Raw genomic sequence first — 18,905 nt, forward strand, 5'->3', positions numbered from 1 at the left:
AAGATAAGTGGGGAAAGCATCGTGAAAAAGAGAAACAAAGCAACTGCAAAATATCCTTCAAACAGGGTTCGTTTTTCAATTAAGAACAAGATTCTTCTGCTTGTGTCAATGGCAGCAATCCCGTTTTTAATTCTGGCATTATGCATTTTGATATCTATGTCGAGATATAACCGGACGTACGATGAAATTGTGGATAATCTTACAGTGGCCAACAGCTATAACATAAGTTTTAAAGAAGAGATGGACGAGAGCCTGTATAAAATTGTGGTCGGATATACCACATTCGAGACAATCGCAGAGGAGAATGAATTAAAAGACCCTTATATTTTAATTAAAGATCTGCGTAACAGATTTACAGAGCTTGAGAAGGTGACGATAGATGAAGAGAGCGCCATATGGCTTGCGAGCCTTCTTCGTAATCTGGATACGCTGGAGGAGAGGGTAGATGACATTGTAGAAAATGTAGAAGCAGGCGGGCATTATGAGGAGAATATAAAGGAGCTGGACAATAATATTTATATTCTGACAGAGCTGATACAGGATGACATCCAATATTATATTTATTATCAGACACAGAGCATGGATACGGTGTCTAACAGACTGAATCATCAGATCAGGGTCTTTGCCATTATCAGCACGGTATTATTGATATTCTTTTCGATCGTAGTAATCACGCTGGTCATCTGGGCGGTAACTAGAATCCTGACACCGATTCAGAGCTTATATTGTGCAGCAGAAAAAATAGCAGAAGGGGATTTTGAGGTAAGGGTGAACACCGACAGCAATGACGAACTGGCCGTACTGTCACAGGGGTTCAATGACATGGCAGGGAATATAGAGATTCTGGTCGGTCAGATCAGAGAGGATGAGCAGAAAATGCGGCGTGCGGATCTCAGACTTCTGCAGGAACAGATCAATCCTCATTTTCTGTATAATACGCTGGACAATATTGTATGGCTGATTGAAGCAAATTCCCCAGAGCAGGCAGTTGAAATGGTAATCACTTTGTCAGACTTCTTTAGGGTAGTGCTCAGCAAAGGGAAAGAGTTCATCTCTATTAAACAGGAAGAACAGCATATCCGCAGTTATCTCAAGATACAAGAAAAGCGTTATCATGATATTTTGGAATATGATATCCAGATCGATCCGGTATTGTATGATTATCAGATATTAAAACTGACCCTGCAGCCATTAGTCGAGAATGCACTTTATCATGGAATCAAGTATAAGCGTGCAAAAGGTTATATTCATATTTACGGGGAAAAGGAAGATGGACTGATACGTCTGATTGTCAGGGACAGCGGAGTCGGCATGGAGAAGGCGGAGCTGGAACAGTTGCGCAAAGAAATCACCCAGCCATGCCAGGAGACGGAAAAGGGCTTTGGTCTTGCAAATGTGAATGAGCGCATTAAGATGTATTTTGGAGCAGAATATGGAATGCAGATTGATTCAGAAAAGGGAAAAGGGACAACTTGTGTCATTACGATTCCTGCAATCAGGATTGATGAAAAGCAGAGTGAGAGGTCAAGAGGATAGATGAGTCAGAACATAAAAAGAAAAATAGGAATCTGGGGTATGATTTTTTTAATGACGGCACTTCTGACAGGCTGCCAGGACCCGAAAAAGGAAGAAGAATCTAAGAATGAAGATACGATCCTGAATCAGGAACTGACAGTGGTAGGTGTCTCCCAGCTTGGGAGTGAATCCATGTGGAGGTCTGCGAATACGGTGTCTATTAAAGAGACCTTTTGCAAAGAGAACGGATATTTTCTGCTTTTCGACAATGCAAGGCAGAAGCAGGAGAATCAGATCAAGGCGATCCGAAGCTTCATTTCGCAGAGAGTCGACTATATTGTATTTTCACCGATCACAGAAGAGGGCTGGGAAACGGTGCTGCAGGAGGCAAAGGATGCAGGGATTCCGGTGATTCTCATGGACCGTAATGTGAAGGTAGCGGATGAGTCCTTATATACGACCTGGGTTGGGTCTGATTTTACAGAAGAAGGGAGAAAGGCGGGAGAGTGGCTTGCCGAACACCTTGCCGGAATCAAATTTAATGATGAAGATGTTAATATCGTTGTTCTGCAGGGGACAAAAGGGTCTTCGGCCATGCTTGGACGGTCAGCGGGATTTCATGAAGTCGCATCACAGTACCCCAACTGGAAGATCTTAGAAGAGGTGAATGGTGATTTTACAACGGTGAAAGGGAAAGAAGAGATGGCACAGCTTCTTAAGAAGCATGAAAATATCGATGTGCTGGTATCTCAGAATGACGATATGACATTTGGAGCCTTGGAAGCAATCCGGGAAGCCGAGAAAGAAACGGGGGTCAAGAGAGATATTATTATCATTTCTTTTGATGCGACCAGGACGGCTCTGGAAAAGGTAAAGGCTGGTACGATCAATGCAGATGTAGAATGTAATCCGTTATTGGGAGATGAGATAGAAGAGGTCATACAACGGATTGAGAATGACGCGCCAGTTGAAAAGGCTTATTATATTGAAGAAAAAGTATTCACACAGAAAAACGTGATGAGTGTGATCAAAGATAGAATTTATTAAGAGTAGAAGTTGTTAAAGATACAAGTTGTTAAGGGTTGAGTTTATCAAGGATAGAAGTCATTAAGGAAGGATAGAAGAGAGTATGCTGAAAGTTTTTTTGGTAGAAGATGAGAGCCTGATCCGCGAGGGACTGCGCGATAATATTCCGTGGGAACAGTATGGATACCGTTTTGTGGGTGAGGCAGGGGATGGAGAGATGGCACTGCCGTTGATCAGAAAGAGCAGGCCGGACCTTTTGATCACAGATATAAAGATGCCTTTCATGGACGGCCTGTCCTTAAGCAAAATTGTGAAAGAAGAATTTCCGAAGACAAAGGTCGTGATCATCAGTGGCTATGATGACTTTGAATATGCCAGAGAAGCCATCGAAGTCGGAGTCGATCAGTATCTGTTGAAACCGATCACCAGGATGAACTTAAGAAAAGTTTTGTTAGAAATGAAGGAAAAGATTGAAAATGAGACGGAACCGGAGGATTATAAAGTTCAGCTTCAGAATGAGATGCGGGAGTATGAGCAGTTCTCACGCCGGAGATTCTTTGAGCAGGTGCTGGAAGGAAAATGGTCCGTGAAGCAGATTTATGAAGAAGCGGCGAAGTGTTCCCTGGAGCTTTCGGCATCCTGTTATAACCTGATGTTCTTGTACATGCAGGAAAAAAGCAGCAATGGGATTTCAGATTATCTAATGGAACAGTTTTTCTCGATACAGGATAAGGTTCTGCATTATTTTTTGCGCTATCCACAGTACATCCTTTTCAGATGGAATGTGAATTGTTACGGGATACTTGTGAAATCAGAAAATGCGGATATTCAGGTGATGACCGAGAAGGCGATTGAGTATGTGAGACAGGTATGCTCGGAGGCTGAGGAGTATCTGACCTGGTATATCGCGGCTGGGAACCCAGTGGAGAGGCTGAGCCTGCTTCCCCAGTGTTACCAGAGCGCGAATCATTATTTTGCCTACAGATTCATCTTCCCGGCACTTCATGTCTATGATGAGAGTACCATGACAGAGCATCTGCCTTCCTCTGAAGATCATGAGATTCATTATATAGATTCTGCACAGATGAATCCAAAGATTATTCAGGATTTCCTGGAAGAGGGAAGCAGTAATGAAGTCCATGATTTTGTGGAATCTTATCTGCAGCGGATCAAGGGAGCGTTAAAATCCAATACGTTCCGTGGGTATGTCGTGCTGAATATCCGGTTCGCGGCGATTGAGTACATAGAGTCCATAGGAAGAAGCAGAGAAGAACTGTTAGGCAGGATGGAAAAATATGCAGAAGAGATTCATATTGAGTTAAATGATGTATTTGATTACTTTGTGGAGATCTTTCAGGCTGCCATCAGTATCCGTGAGGAGGAGAATAACAATCAGGGCAGTATGACACTCAGAAGGGTGCTGGATTATATCAATGAGCATTATACTAAGGAGGACCTGTCACTTGGCAGTGTGGCAGCGGCGGTCGATGTAAGTGCGAATTATCTAAGCTCTGTATTCAGCCAGAATATGCAGAAAACATTTACCGAGTATGTGACAGAGAAGCGGATGGAAAAAGCCAAAAAGCTTCTCAGGAACAGTGAAGATTCTACCGGAAAGATTGCCTCGGAGGTAGGCTATAAGGATGCTCACTATTTTAGTTATGTATTTAAGAAGACACAGGGATTAAGTCCGAGAGAGTATAGAAGCGGAAAGTGATTCATTTCCGCTTATCTCTTCTCGAGGGTACTTTCTTTTGGGATAAGTTTCCATGGAAGTTCTGTCGGCATCACAGCAAATCCCTTCAGGGAGTCAATCAGCATCTGCACGGCCCTCGTCCCCATTTCGTGAGGGGTATGCCCGAGAGTGGTAAGTGCCAGATGGTTTGAATTGCTCAGATAAGTATGGTCAAAGGTGACAATTGACATCTCATCTGGAAGCCGATAGCCGGAAAGTTTTAGTTCCTTCATAAGAAAATATGCAATCATATCATTATAACAGACGACAGCAGTACAGGAATTTAACGATTCCTGTACTATTTTTTTTAGAAAAGAAGTATCCTCATGCTGCTGTAATTTATTGAAATCATCAGTGTGAAACCAACTGACCCGTTCATCTGGAACCGTAAGACCCGCGTCCCGCATCGCTTCCATGAATCCTTGAAAACGCTCAATTCCCTGCATATCGTCGGCCTTAAAGATACCTCCGATCTGTGTGTGTCCCTGGCTGACCAGGTAATTTACAAGCATCATACTGCCCGAGATGTTGGCATCCTTGATATAGGGGCAGCCTTTCAGGGCTGGATAATAATTATGCAGAAATACAATGTGACATCCCTTCTTTAGCAGAGCATGGTATAAATCGAGATTGGGATTGGGCAGTGCACTTTTACAGCCCTCTACAATGAGCCCTCTTGGGGAAAGAGGCAGAAGTGCAGTAAGAATTTCCCGCTCCGTACTGGTCCGATTTCCGGTCACGAATGTTTCTTGGAAAAATCCATTCTTGGTCAGGGCGGTATTAATATCATTTAAAAGTCTGGGATAAATGTACTCGGAATCATCCGAAATCAGAATTCCAATGACATTCTTCTGAGCATTTGAAGAACGTCCGGTAATGTAGGTTCCGCTCCCTCGTCTCTTCTCGATCAGCCCCTCTTTTTCCAGGATAGACAAAGATTGACGTACCGTCTGGCGGCTGACTTTATATCTGCGGCAGAGCTCCTGCTCCGCAGGCAGTTTATCGACTCCTTTTTTCATATTTTGGGTAATCAGATCTCTCAGACGTTCGCTGAGCCATTTATATTTGATGGGCATGGATATCTCCTTAAAAAAATGAAATTCAATGGGGAATATTTTCCGGTTCTACAGGTAAATGGTTTGGTGCAACATGAAAAAAACAAAAGTACAGTATTAGATTTTTTACTATTTTTCCATGATTTTGAAAAATTGCTCATACAAATCACAGGAGAAAAAGCGGATTTTGGGCATATGAAAGGTAAGAAAATCTAACATATAAACTTAAAAACCTAAGAAAAACGTACGCAGTACATAAGTTGTATTTAAAAAGTATTGTATCATGTAAAAGTTGTATTGTAAATAACTCATAAATCGCTAAAACACAGTGTTTTTGGCATTGAATGTATGATGTCCGGCTGATATATTGAACTTAAAGAAAACGAGGCCCCGTTTAAGATTAACAAGTAAAACCAGACACCTTAAAACCAGGAGGAAAGAAATTATGAAAAAGAGAATCATCTCAGTTTTATTAGCATCTATGATGGCATTAAGCCTTGTTGCATGTGGCGGCGGCTCTAAAGATAAAGAAGCATCATCTAATGACGTAAAAGCAGATAAAAGTGAGTCAATCAAAGTAGGTATTATTAATAATGACCCGAACGAGTCAGGATACCGTACAGCAAATGACAAAGACATGAAAGCAATGTTCACAAAGGAAAATGGATATGATGCGTCATTTGCATACAGCTTGAAGAATGATGAGCAGATCGCATCCGCTCAGAAATTCATCCAGGACGGTGTAGACTACTTACTCCTTTCAGCAGCAGATACAGCAGGATGGGATTCCGTTCTGAAAGACGCTCAGGATGCAGGAACACAGGTAATCTTATTTGACCGTACCATCGATGCTGATGAAAGCCTTTATGCAGCATCCATCGTTTCAGATATGGACAAAGAAGGCGAGACAGCAGTGAACTGGTTAAGAGATCAGAAGCTTGACGAGTACAACATTATTCACATTCAGGGTGTTATGGGTTCTGCAGCTCAGAAAGGACGTTCCGGCGCTCTTGATGAGGCAGCAAAATCAGATGGATGGAAGATCGTGACACAGCAGACAGCAGAGTGGAATGCAGAAAAAGCACAGCAGATCGTTCAGTCAGTCATTGACTCAGGTGAGAAGTTCAACGTAATCTATGCTGAGAATGACGACATGGCAAAAGGTGCTGTAGCAGCTCTCGACAAAGCAAATATCTCTCATGGTGTTGGCAAAGATGTCGTTGTTATGGGATTTGACTGCAACAAGTGGGCATTGGAAGAACTCCTTGCACAGAACTGGAACTACGATGGACAGTGCAACCCATTCCAGGCTGAATATATTGCAGACGTAATCGAGAAATTGGAAGCTGGCGAAGAAATCGCAGAAAAGACAATCATTATGGATGAAAAGGGATTCGATGCTACAACGATTACAGAAGATGATGTAAACCAGTATGGAATCTAATCTCATCAAGGAAGCAGCGTAGCGGATTTAGAATATTCGCTTTGAAAAAAACAACAAATCTGAACAAGTATCAGAAAATGGAATGCGGCGCAGTGTAGGATGACCAATAAATATGCTGCGCCGCATATTTTGCAGAAAAACAGATTAAGAGGTGAATACGTCGGTGAAAGAAAATTCTGTATTAGAGATGAGAAATATTTATAAAAGCTTTCCAGGGGTTCGTGCTCTGCAGGCGGTGGATTTTACACTTTGCGAAGGTGAGATCCATGCGCTTATGGGTGAGAACGGAGCCGGAAAATCTACACTGATCAAGGTCCTTACCGGTGTCTACGAAAAGGATGAAGGGGAGATTTTCTTAAAAGGACTGGATAACGCTGCGGTCATTCGTTCACCGCAGGATGCACAGAATCTGGGAATCAGCACTGTATATCAGGAGATCACACTCTGCCCGAATCTTACAGTTGCTGAAAATATGTATATTGGACGTGAAAAAGGACTGGGCCAGAATTGGAAGAAGATAAATGAAGGCGCAGATAAAATATTAAAATCATTAGATATTCCGGCAAGAGCGACACAGCAGTTATCAAGCTGTTCTATCGCCATTCAGCAGATGGTAGCGATTGCCAGGGCGGTAGATACGGACTGTAAGGTACTGATCCTGGATGAGCCGACCTCCTCCCTGGATGAGCAGGAAGTTGCGAAGCTGTTCGGACTGATGAGGGATTTAAGAGCCAAGGGAGTAGGAATTATATTTGTTACCCACTTTTTGGATCAGGTATATGAGGTGTGTGATAAGATTACCGTTCTGCGTGACGGCAAGCTTGTCGGTGAATTTGAGATCAAAGATCTGCCGAGAGTAAAGCTGGTTGCCAAGATGCTTGGAAAAGAGCTGGATGATGAGGCTCAGATCAAGGATGAAAGCCAGGTATATGTAGCAGATGAGGCGATTCCACCTGTAATCGAGGCCGAGGGCCTTCAGAGCAATGCAGGGATCAAACCATTTAACTTCAACATCAGAAAGGGAGAGGTCAATGGATTTACCGGACTTCTCGGATCTGGACGAAGTGAATGCGTACGTGCGATTTTCGGCGCGGATAAAGTAATCGCAGGAACCGTTAAGAAGAATGGAAAACCAATTAAGATCAACAAACCACTGGATGCCATGAAGGCAGGCATTGCCTATCTGCCGGAGGACCGTAAGGCGGACGGTATTGTAGGAGATTTATCTGTCAGAGATAATATTATACTGGCAGCCCAGGTTTTGAAGGGATTTTTCAAACCATTTTCAAAGGCCCAGGCAAATAAACTGGCAGACGAGTATATCAAGCTTCTGGAGATTAAAACAGCATCTGCGGATACACCGATCAAGTCACTGTCAGGAGGAAACCAGCAGAAGGTAATCCTCGCCCGCTGGCTTCTGACCCATCCAGAATATCTGATTCTGGATGAGCCGACCAGGGGAATTGACATCGGCACGAAGATCGAGATTCAGAAACTGGTATTAAAACTTGCTTCTGAGGGTATGAGCGTGACATTTATTTCTTCTGAAATGGACGAGATGCTCCGTACCTGTTCCAGGCTGATTGTCATGAGAGACAGAAAGCAGGTCGGAGAGCTTTCAGGAGAAGACTTGTCCCAGAGCAAGGTCATGGATACAATTGCCGGAGGTGACGTAGAATAATGCAGACAAAAGAAACAAATAAATTCAATATCAGTAATTTTGCATCAAAGCTGGCAGGAAGACAGATTCTGATTCCGATTGCAGCACTCTTGCTGTTGGCAGTATTCAACCTGATCGCTGACCCATCCTTCTACAAGATTTCGTTGGATGTCAACAGCGCAGGGGACCAGGTACTGTCAGGCTATCTCATTACCATCCTGGATTACGGTTCAGAGCTTGCCATTCTTGCAATCGGTATGACACTTGTAACTGCAGCGTCAGGAGGACAGGACATCAGTGTGGGCGCTACGATCGCGATCGCAGGTTCCGTCATCTTAAGAGTCCTTTGCGGGTCAAATTCAAGACCGGACGAACTGCAGGCACCGATTATCGTAGCATTTTTAGTAGCATGTGTGGCAGGGATGCTCTGTGGAGCCTTTAACGGAATACTGGTGGCAGGCTTTAAGATTCAGCCGATGGTCGCAACTTTGATCCTTTTTACGGCAGGACGTTCTATCGCAGCATGGATCAACAACAATGAACTTCCAGTCATTAGCGATAAAGGATTCACATACTTTGGTGGATTCATCCCGGGAATTCCGGTTCCAACACCATTTTTCATAGCACTTGGCTGTATTATCATCATGGCGCTGGTACTGAAGTTTACAACCTTAGGATTATATGTGCAGTCCGTAGGTATTAATGAAAATTCTTCCAGACTTAACGGTCTGAATCCTGCGTTCATTAAGTTTATCACATTCGTAATTCTTGGAATATGTGTAGCGGTTGCAGCTTTGATCAAGGTCAGCCGGATCTCATCCATCAACTACTCCGTAATTGCCAAGGATATTGAGATGGATGCCATACTGGCAGTTGCGCTTGGCGGAAATGCTCTCGGAGGCGGTAAATTCAACATGGGAGCTTCTATCCTTGGAGCTTATGTGATTCAGTTCCTGGCAACAACACTTTACAAATTTAACGTAAAGTCCGATGCGATTTCTGCATATAAAGCAATTGTAGTAATCATTCTGGTGGTGATCAGTGCACCGGTCGTTAGAGAGAAGTTCAAAGCATTTACTGTGAAAATGAAAACAAAAAAGGAGGTTGGTTAATATGGGTGGAAATAAAAAGAAAAAACCAATTACCGATACGACTCTCCTTTTGACGATCACGATTGTCGTATTCTTCTTAATGTATATCGGAGCGATGGTATTTCAGGGTGGCGGCTTCTTAAAGGCTCAGACATTTTTCAATATCCTGAATACCAATGCAGCGCTGATCATCACAGCCTGTGGATTAAGCCTGGTCATGATCACAGGCAGTATTGATATTTCCGTCGGCGGCGTGGTAGCCTTAGTCAGCATGTGTTGTGCGGTTTACCTGGATTACCTGGGTGGAAATGTATTCGTATCTATCTTGATTGCGCTGGGCATCGGCCTCGCATTCGGTCTGGTACAGGGATTTTTGGTGGCTTACCTGGATATCCAGCCATTTATCGTAACACTGGCAGGGATGTTCTTTGCCCGTGGTATGACGACGATCGTACATACCAATCCGTTCAATGTGCAGAACAAAGCATTTGTTGCTTTAAAAGACACCAGAGTTGTTGTTCCCGGCATGGGTTCCATCAACAGAATCGGAAAATATGTAGATGCTTATGTGGAAATCGGAGTCATTGTGGCACTCCTTGTTGTTGTACTGATGTTTGTTATGCTCAGATGGACAAAGCTTGGCCGTTCCTTCTATGCAGTAGGCGGAAATAAGCAGAGTGCATTAATGCTTGGTATTAATGTCAAGAGAACAAGATTTCTCGCACAGTTATTCAGTGGAGTTCTGGCAGGTCTTGCCGGATATGTCTACTTCTTACATGTAGGTTCAGGGGCCCCATCTCATGCATCCGGAATGGAAATGAATGCCATCGCATCCTCCATCATCGGCGGAACACTGCTGACAGGAGGTGTCGGTAACATTATAGGAACACTGTTTGGCGTACTGTCCTTAAGTACGATCCAGAATATCGTAGCATCCGCCGGACTCGACCAGGCATGGTGGACAGGAATCACAATTGCGGCAATGCTGTGTCTGTTCCTTGTAGTACAGAGTATCGTCATGGCGCGGAAGAAGAAGGCAGCGTAAAAGAAACCCTATATCCATAATATAAAAAAAAGAAAAAATTGTCTGTAACTCCAGACAATTTTTTCTTTTTTTATGCCCTGATATGATAAGACTGTAAGGTTGATACAGAGATTTCCATGCAGAGGAGGGAGTATATGATATCAGTAAAGAATGCGGAAAAAGAAGAAATATTAGATGCGGCATTACTGCAGAAGTACTGGACAATGCCGGAAAGGGGGAAGATCAATCTGGTCTATATCAATTATGAAGGAATTACACAGATACTTCGCTTTTCCTATTATGAAACGTACATGAAGCAGCTTCTGAAACGTCTCAGTTGTGTAGAATTCCGTACTTTATACAGGGAGGCATTTCACGATTGGGGAATGCGGTTCATGAATACGTCAGAAATCACCGGATACGTGAAGTATTTAGCTGCAAGGTATGAAAATCAGGCGGTAATGATCGATGAGAATCAGGTCATTGTTTTTTCCCTTCCTGAAAGGGACAGGGCAAAGTATCTGTTCGAGACTGGAAGGGCGCTGCTAAAGGGGGCTGGATATCATGGATAAAGCTGTTTTATTTCAGGTACTTTCCATGGTCAGTTTAATCAGTTTCATACTCTATTCTATATGCACAGAGAAGGATTATAGGGAGGAGTTAAGAGGGGAGAATCTTCAGTTTGCGGTGACCATCCTGGTGACAGATCTGAATGGAAAATATCGCATATTTCATAATTTGAGAAGGCGTAAGGTAAGAGACTCGGTCAATCTTGACGAGGGTGCATACTACCTGGGAAATTCATGGATCAGAGGTCTTATAGACCCCAATTATATATATTTGAAGGGGCGTTATTTAAAAAGGAGAGTGCTTTTATTTTTGCAGGCAGAGAAGGACGAGGTTGCTGTCAGTGTCCTGAGGGGAGAAATTGAAACGGCATTTGCTGTATATCGAGAGGATGAATACAGAATTTTAAAATTCAGCCAGAATGAGTATTTTATGATTGATGATTTAAGGTTTGAGATTGCATAGATAGACCAAAGTCTAGGGGGTGGTTCATTTGACAGAATTAACAATTCTTCTGATAGGGTGCTGGGCAGGAGTGTCTGTAAAGGCAAAATCGCTGGCGGGAATTTTCTATCTCGCTCTGGCTACCCTGATACTAATTATTATGGCAACATTGATCGAGATCTATGCCTGTTATAAGGACCGTGATGTCACCTATCTTCATATCGCATTCATTCTCTCAGCGATTGGAATGATGCTTCAATATTCTTATAACTCTCCCAGGGCTGTGCTGACAGAAGTCATAATAGAAATGGCCGGGCTTCTGCTTGGCGTTATATTTGGCCTGACAGGGCTGTATAGAAAAAGATTGATTGGACTGCTGTGCTTTTTAGGAATTCCGCTTGCATTGATTTTGACTCGTATCCTGGGGAAGGAAGTGAACGGATCATATCTTAGCATTTATAAAGAAAGCGTCATAACGCTAGGGTGTCTGATGCTCATGGCACCCATCGCAGCAGGATACTGTCTTTCCAGAGATGTAGAACTGACGAATAGGAAAAGACCATGGAAAAAGTTAGGGGAAGGGTCACTAAAAAGGGTAGATGCGCTTCCACTCAATCATTATCTATTATTAGGGCTTATATTAATAGTCGCGTTTCTTGCAGGCGTGATAAACAATGAGTATGGAACTGTCATAGTGATCTCAGGTATGAATGCCATTATGTTTTTATTGTATGGTAGAAACATGCAGTCAAAAATAAGGTTTTCACTGGCTGGTCTGGCGGGGATCATAGCGGTCCTTGGAACAAGCGTAAAAGTAAGAAACCGCCTCTTAATATTTATTAATATTCAAAAAGCAATGGAACAAATACCATGGGATGCAGCTCCAGTTCTGTATCTTCAGGAGAATATACACCACATTGGCCTATATGGAGCCGGAAATGGAGCGTTGGAACAGGACATCATCCAGAACGTGACTACCGATTATGCGATAGCGGGTATTCTCTATGGTAATGGACTGATATTTACCATTTTAGCAATCACACTCATAGTGTTATTGATAAAAAATGTATGGAATAGTAATGTTTCCACCAAATATGAACGTATCGTGGTTGATAGCATTGGTCTTATTCTATTCATAATGACGCTGTTTGCAGTGTCCGGTGTTCTTGGTTCTTTTTTACTATCTGGGATCGGTGTTCCGTTCTTGTCACAAGGAAAGTCCACGAATATGGCGATGTATGTTTTGATGGGACTCTTGATAGTGATAAGAGGAAAGGGGGAAAGTATGCATGCTTAAACAAAAAACAAGATGGAAGAATCATCTATTGGTTACGGTGCTGATTCTGGGCTTATTAGTAAGCGGGAAAGTTTATCTGGGAAAAGCAGCGCAGGAGACGCCAGGAAAGTATGCTCTGGCAATCAGTAATGAAGTCACTATGGGAAAAATTTACGACCATGACATGAAATTAATCGGAAAGGGTGTAGACAATGAAACGGAAATATTTGAAAAGGAATATGCGGAGTCCTTCTCCAACTTGATCGGTCCCGACATCTGGACCAGCCTGAAATCCTCTTATACAGTGAGAGGAATGGCAGCAGACTATTTGTATGGACTCAAACAGGACAGACTTAAGGAGCTAAACCCATTCACCCGAAATGTTGGCAATGATATTCAGCTCAGCTTAGAGGGAGATTTGACTAATTTCATTTATAGTTTACTTACAAAAAATGCTTATACGGATTCAGCTGTGCTTGTTTTAAACTATAAAACGGGAGAAATTCTAGCAGCAGTCAGTCTTCCGGCATTTGACCTGAACGATGAGGGAAATTTGAACCTTAAGGATGGACTTCTCTCTGATGACAGAGCAGACAACAAAGTATTTAAATCTTCCTTAATGCTTGGTTCAACAATGAAGCCTCTGTTGTATGCAGCATTGCTCGAAATCGACCCCTCATTGGAACATCTGAACTATCAGTGTGTGAAGGGAAATCACATGTTTCAGGGAGTACAAGTACAGTGTGACAGTAACGTATATCACGGTTCGCTTAGTACGATGAAAGAGGGGCTGCGTATTTCTTGCAACGGGTATGCCCTCGCTGCCGCTTCCGCTGTTCCCCAAAAACAGCTCCTTGAGAAGTTAAAGCGGTTTGGTTTTGATAACAGTTTTTCTTTTTCTCAGTCCCTTACTTATTCAGACAGTACATATTACGGGGCAAAAGCTGATGCGGGTGACAAAGTAAGGGCAGCGATAGGTGCAGGAAACTGTAGAGGCAGTCTGCTCAGCCTTGGTATTTCATATAGCGCGATCTTCAACAAAGGCGTTGCACCGGCCCCAAAGATTCTTCTGTCTGTTCGTGAGAGGGGAAAAAGTGAATTTATCCCTACGAAGGATGATAGATCAATGAGGATGTGCAGTGGAGAGACAGCAGAGAAAGTTGTGGAAATGATGGCAGGTGTTACAGAAAATGGTACCGGAAAAAGGCTGGATATGTCAGATCAGGGTTACAGGATTGCTTCAAAGACAGGAACAGCAGAGGAGACGGATCGTGTGACAAATACGCTCTGGTGTGTGGCAGGGGTGACGGAAGTTGAAAGCAGGGAGTCTTATCTGGTCATCACTTGTATTGACCATGCAAAGCCGGAATGGACAAGCTCGCAGGAAGCGTGTGGTGCGGCCAGAGAGATCTTGGAATATCTTTTATTAAAAGAAGGTGGAAAGTAAAATGAAGAAATTAAACTGGAAGAAAAGTGAAATGAATACCCACACATATCACGATAATTATGGAAACTCCCTGGAAGGAAAATCTGAGGAACTGTGGGTGACCAACCGCCTCCTTCTGGAACAGGCGGATGCAGTCAATCATTTTCCATACCTGAAAAGCTGGGATAAAGTAAAGCAGTTCGAAGAGGTAAGAGACTATTTTAAGGACATTGAACAGGATGATTTGGAGCCGGTATATGACAGGACCGGAAGTGGAATCGCGCCCATTGCATTTCGGGACAGGGCAGGCATTTACTATGATGTGCTTTATATCAGAAAATCTTTTGAACTACTTCCGTTGAGCAGCTTTGAATGCAGGCAGTGCAGAATCTATTTTCTGGGTGCTCCTGGCGCAGGAAAAACAGTGAAGCTTATGAATCTTTATGAGATGATGAAAGCTCTGGAAATTCAGAGTGAAGGGAAATTGAATTCGGAACTAGATCTTTCCTTCGAGAGTAAGGAGCGAAGGAAAATACTCGATAAGCTGGCAGCTTTTAGGTCAGGAATTCTCCCTGACAGGAATAAGATAGGGGAAGAAATCGAGGGAATCCCATTGAGAGTCAATTACAGAGAGAGGAGCCTTCTGCTGGAGGCATATGCCGAAGCAGGAGAGCTGTACAAGGACCTGAACATGATGAGCAAGATCTGGCATAACGCAAATGCAGTAACAGTGTTTCTCTTTCCAGCAGATGAGTATCTGGAGATGGCTGCGGGCAGATCGACCCAGAGTGTAGATATACTGGAACGATATTACCATTATGGGCAGCGGCTTGGCGGGGCGAGCGGAAGACGTTTCTCCTTTATCCTGACCAAAGCAGATCTTCTGTCAGGAGTGGATAATAAGCATTTGAGGACACTGCTCAATAGGAACACACTTAAGGGAGAGGGAGGCTGTACGAGGTTGTCAGAATCCTCACTGGATTTTGATATAGAGGCCTATCAGGAATTACAGAGAGAGCTTGGGGCATATATCAGGGAAAGTAATCCTTTGCTCTGGGCATTGATTCAGAAAATAGGGAAGGTCCAGCCGGTAGATCTGTTTATCTGTGCGGATCTAAATGATCAGACTGATGATCCCGATCTGGGACATCAACGTCAGGTTCCGTTTCGGTCAGATGAATTTTGGCGGTATATCCTGTGCAGGGAAGGAATTCTTTCTGGAAAAAAGAAGGGGTGTGAGGAGGTCACAGAAGAAGGAAGCAGGATACCAGATAGTACCGCAGACATTGGGAAGATGACTTTGAAAAAAATCGGTTTATTTTGCCATAAGTTTATGGGAGGGGAGATGTAAGCTATGAAGACAGGAAGCTTTGTAAATGGAATCAAGGGAAGCCGTGGTGTAAGGAACGTATACTGTTCTGAGGAAATTGCTGGAAGCAGAGAATACTATGAGATGGAAAAAAAGGCTCTTGATATTGACTTGGTTTCTCCCGCAGGTTCCCCCGGACTTTGTATCATGCCGATCGTGGATGGGGCCATGCTGCTCAGCCAGACGACGTATATACCCGGAACCAAGGTGGAATCCAGACCTCATGGATATACACATGGCCACATTGTTTCTAATCAGCAGTTTGATGCTGAGCTGAAAGAGGTATTGGATCATCCCGTTTTTGACGAGCTCTTTACCAAGGGACCCATGGATGAACTGGTGAATTATCAGAAGGAAGGGCTGCTTGACTACCACAGCCCTGAGATTGCAGACGACCAGGAGGAAATGAGCGTATTCTGGAGGAAGCTGTCCGAAGGCAGACGCTGGAACTTTTTTGTACATGTGATGCTGGTGCTGGCAAAAAACGAGCATATCCTTTTGAACACACTGGAATATGATTCCAGAGAGGTTCAGGCAGAGATGTACCGGGTCCTGCCCATGCAGTATGCTCATAAGCTGTCTACATTAAGTTCAGGAAATTGTGTGCAGACGACCTTTCATTTTCTGTTTCATACCGAACGGGAATATACAGATGCAGAACTGTATACCAGGTGGACAATGCAGGATATGACAGCTGAAATAAAAGAGTATCAGTTCAGAAAATTTCCTTTTCTTTCAAGACTCATTACCTCATCGGATCAGTCTGTGCGTACTGCCTTTTTTAAAAGCCTGTACAGGAACCAAGGGATCGGTATGGCAGACAGTCACGGACAGGATCTTCTGGCAGATCTGGAAAGCCTGAATGCAGCAGCATACCGCTATTTAAAAAAGACAGAAGGGTTTACGGATAAGAAGCAAAAGCAGAAGGCAGTGAAAGTAGAGCTGGAGGAGGATCTGAGGAAAGCTGTTCAGGACTACTATGTTTGCGGAGATGAGAAGTATGATTTGATGCGGCTCAGGGAAAAACTCATTTATCAGGCAGGGAGCAGCGAAAGTTTTCTGAACATGGTCAGACCTCAGTTGAGGAAGCAGTTAAGCGGGATAGATCTGTATGATGCAGGAAAATGCCAGAAAAGAAAATTCGTACGTCTCGCGCTTCTTACATTTGAGATGACAGATAAAGAGTATTGTAACCTGCGCAGGAATAATCAGAGTACTATCTCCATGGGACCGTACTACTACACAGAATTTTTCAGGTTTTTAAGTGACACTTCGTCTTCAGCCAGGGAATACAAAGAGTGGATCAGAATTTTCGCAGAAATCCATAACGACTTCTTTGGCTGGCAGATCGGAACACGCATGACCGACAGAATCGTCAGGGACACGGCGGTACAGATATATAAACTCGGCGGGGAGGGATAATCCATGTTCGAACAGTATCATTCGAAGCATTATGCTGTGGATATTGGTACATCCAGCATTACTATGGCAGTGTATAATCAGAAACTTCATAAAAATATTATTATCCCAAATGGAGATGGAAAACCATGTACATCGCATGACGTACTGGCGGAAAATGCGTTTGAACGCAGTGAGATGATGAAGACATTGTTTGCCAGAATCAGGAGGGAATACCGTCACTCAATAGATCCCTATGGTTCCCTGGGAATCACCATGGAAGGGCTGACACTGACTTGTCCGGCAGATGTTTCCGAGGAAGAGAAAGAACTTTTAAAAAGGAGTGCCCAGAGTGCCGGATTTCATGTGGAAGCCTTGCTATCGGAACCGGCTGCTGCGGTCCTGGCTTTCCTTACATGGAATGAAATGACGGAGAAAAAGAAGTATTACCGGGTAGTGGACGCAGGGGCAAAGACTCTGGACTTTGCGTTGGTGGAGACAGAAGGCAGAAGGGTGACAGTAAAGGCGGTGGAAAGGGCGCAGCCGGGCGGCGATGGTGTGGACCGTCTGATGATGGAATTTTATGCGAGAAAGCTGGCGAAAGAAGGAATCAGCCTGAAAGAGGATAGCCAGATGCAGGAAGCCCTTCGGTCAAAGGTGGAAGAGGCAAAAATCAGTTTATCCTCAAAGGGAATCGAAGAAGATACCTTTGTTCTCTACTCTGAAAAGGATACAAAGAGCTATAAAATGAAAATGACCAAAATTGAGTATCTTGTACTCTGTGGACTGGTTCAGAAGCAGTTTTTGGAAGCAGCAGACAGGTTTGATGCTTCTGTAAGAAGGCTGGGGATCGGTCATGTGGATACTACGGTTTTAATTGGAGGGACGAACTGCAATCCCTTTTTCAGCGATACATTCAGAGAACGTTATGCCAACAGCAGGGTCTTAGGATACAAGGAGAGGGAGGCAGCGGCGCTGGGGGCAGCAGCCTATGCAAGACTGGTGCTGGATGAAAAAAAGGAACTGATCATTGAAAATGAGGCAGCCAGGATGCCACAGACTATGAAAGAAAGTGCGGAACCCAAAACCGTAGAATATCTGGGAGACCGGACTGTGGTTCCCATTCAGAGGGTGAATTCCCTGGGGCTTAAAAATACTCTTGATTCCAGGCTTTTGGAGGCGTACTGGTCACTGGTCTATGCCATAGCAGAACTGAGCGGGGAGATAGAGGTTCCGATCAGGACAGACAGAGAATACTATGCAGTCGTTAATGCCATCATATATGATTACCCGGAGCTGGGATTTTACTGGAATTATGGAGACACACGGATTAATGCCAGGTACAAAAAGGATGGGGTGGATATCTGGCGGCTCGGGCTGAATTATAACAGTACAAAGCCAGAAGTGCAAAGGAAGTTAAGCCAGATCAATCAGACGGTAGAGCAGATCGTGGATGCTGTTACTGCAAAGACAGAATTTCAGGCGGGTAATGAAGAGCGCCAGATGATCATAGCTGTGTATGACCATCTGGCACGCAGATTTACCTATTCGGAGAAAAAGGATGGAAAGTTTCCGGATTATGCGCCAACGCTTGAGTGTCTGTTGCATGGAGATGGTATTTGCGCAGGAATATCAAGTGCCTATACATATATCTTAAAGAAGCTCCAGATTCCGTCCATGGTGATTATTGGCTATGGCAGAGGCTACGAGGGCCATGCATGGAATATTGTGCAGCTATCCGATGGAAGGTTCTGCCATCTGGATCTGACGTGGGATCTGCAGAATTTTATCTATCAATATCTGCTCAAGGATGATGCAGATATGGCCGCAGGCAGGCATCTGTGGGATTATCGTGTATATCCGAACTGCCGGTAA

General features: G+C 43.7%; 16 protein-coding genes. 15 read left to right on the top strand and 1 reads right to left on the bottom strand.

All coding sequences use genetic code 11. From position 1 onward, the window contains the following. Window positions 1-21: 21 nt before the first annotated feature. The 3 genes from HGO97_RS17065 to HGO97_RS17075 all read left to right on the top strand — a co-directional run bounded on the left by HGO97_RS17065 (window position 22) and on the right by HGO97_RS17075 (window position 4,258). Window positions 22-1,536, top strand: coding sequence for a sensor histidine kinase (locus HGO97_RS17065; protein ID WP_330641329.1), 1,515 nt, complete (start codon window positions 22-24; stop codon window positions 1,534-1,536). Further along, window positions 1,537-2,562, top strand: a complete 1,026-nt coding sequence (locus HGO97_RS17070; RefSeq protein ID WP_216244119.1) for an ABC transporter substrate-binding protein — start codon at window positions 1,537-1,539, stop codon at window positions 2,560-2,562. Between the two features lie 82 nt (window positions 2,563-2,644). Then, window positions 2,645-4,258, top strand: coding sequence for a response regulator (locus HGO97_RS17075; RefSeq protein WP_216244121.1), 1,614 nt, complete (start codon window positions 2,645-2,647; stop codon window positions 4,256-4,258). Between the two features lie 11 nt (window positions 4,259-4,269). Here the strand turns inward: HGO97_RS17075 and HGO97_RS17080 are convergent, their stop codons facing one another. Further along, window positions 4,270-5,295, bottom strand: a complete 1,026-nt coding sequence (locus tag HGO97_RS17080) for a substrate-binding domain-containing protein (RefSeq protein WP_246597533.1) — start codon at window positions 5,293-5,295, stop codon at window positions 4,270-4,272. A gap of 3 nt (window positions 5,296-5,298) precedes the next feature. On the opposite strand from HGO97_RS17080, the gene HGO97_RS17085 reads away from it, so the two are divergent. From HGO97_RS17085 to HGO97_RS17140, 12 genes are all read left to right on the top strand, one after another. Further along, window positions 5,299-5,547, top strand: a complete 249-nt coding sequence (locus HGO97_RS17085) for a hypothetical protein (RefSeq protein WP_216244183.1) — start codon at window positions 5,299-5,301, stop codon at window positions 5,545-5,547. Between the two features lie 229 nt (window positions 5,548-5,776). Beyond that, on the top strand, window positions 5,777-6,775 hold the full coding sequence (locus HGO97_RS17090) for an ABC transporter substrate-binding protein (RefSeq protein WP_216244126.1): 999 nt from the start codon (window positions 5,777-5,779) through the stop codon (window positions 6,773-6,775). 187 nt (window positions 6,776-6,962) lie between these two features. Then, window positions 6,963-8,456, top strand: coding sequence for a sugar ABC transporter ATP-binding protein (locus HGO97_RS17095; protein WP_216244179.1), 1,494 nt, complete (start codon window positions 6,963-6,965; stop codon window positions 8,454-8,456). After that, window positions 8,456-9,547, top strand: coding sequence for an ABC transporter permease (locus HGO97_RS17100; protein WP_216244127.1), 1,092 nt, complete (start codon window positions 8,456-8,458; stop codon window positions 9,545-9,547). The genes HGO97_RS17095 and HGO97_RS17100 overlap by 1 nt, the downstream gene beginning before the upstream one ends. 1 nt (window position 9,548) lies before the next feature. After that, entirely contained in the window at window positions 9,549-10,571 is a 1,023-nt protein-coding gene (locus HGO97_RS17105; RefSeq protein WP_216244129.1) for an ABC transporter permease subunit, read from the top strand. Between the two features lie 134 nt (window positions 10,572-10,705). Then, window positions 10,706-11,122: a hypothetical protein gene (locus tag HGO97_RS17110; RefSeq protein ID WP_216244131.1), complete on the top strand. Its 417-nt coding sequence runs from the start codon at window positions 10,706-10,708 to the stop codon at window positions 11,120-11,122. Further along, on the top strand, window positions 11,115-11,582 hold the full coding sequence (locus HGO97_RS17115) for a hypothetical protein (RefSeq protein ID WP_216244133.1): 468 nt from the start codon (window positions 11,115-11,117) through the stop codon (window positions 11,580-11,582). The genes HGO97_RS17110 and HGO97_RS17115 overlap by 8 nt, the downstream gene beginning before the upstream one ends. A gap of 28 nt (window positions 11,583-11,610) precedes the next feature. Then, on the top strand, window positions 11,611-12,858 hold the full coding sequence (locus tag HGO97_RS17120) for an FtsW/RodA/SpoVE family cell cycle protein (protein ID WP_216244135.1): 1,248 nt from the start codon (window positions 11,611-11,613) through the stop codon (window positions 12,856-12,858). Further along, window positions 12,851-14,284, top strand: coding sequence for a penicillin-binding transpeptidase domain-containing protein (locus tag HGO97_RS17125; protein WP_216244137.1), 1,434 nt, complete (start codon window positions 12,851-12,853; stop codon window positions 14,282-14,284). Before HGO97_RS17120 ends, HGO97_RS17125 begins: the two co-directional genes overlap by 8 nt. Window position 14,285: 1 nt before the next feature. Continuing rightward, a complete protein-coding gene (locus tag HGO97_RS17130; protein ID WP_216244138.1) occupies window positions 14,286-15,614 on the top strand; it encodes a hypothetical protein in 1,329 nt (442 codons plus the stop codon). Window positions 15,615-15,617: 3 nt separating this feature from the next. Beyond that, window positions 15,618-17,054 carry a hypothetical protein gene (locus HGO97_RS17135; protein ID WP_216244139.1) on the top strand — a complete coding sequence of 479 codons (1,437 nt, stop codon included), beginning with the start codon at window positions 15,618-15,620 and terminating at the stop codon, window positions 17,052-17,054. A gap of 3 nt (window positions 17,055-17,057) precedes the next feature. Then, window positions 17,058-18,905, top strand: a complete 1,848-nt coding sequence (locus tag HGO97_RS17140; RefSeq protein ID WP_216244141.1) for an Hsp70 family protein — start codon at window positions 17,058-17,060, stop codon at window positions 18,903-18,905.

Source organism: Faecalicatena faecalis, from assembly GCF_012524165.2.
Taxonomy (GTDB): Bacteria; Bacillota; Clostridia; order Lachnospirales; family Lachnospiraceae; genus Faecalicatena_A; species Faecalicatena_A faecalis.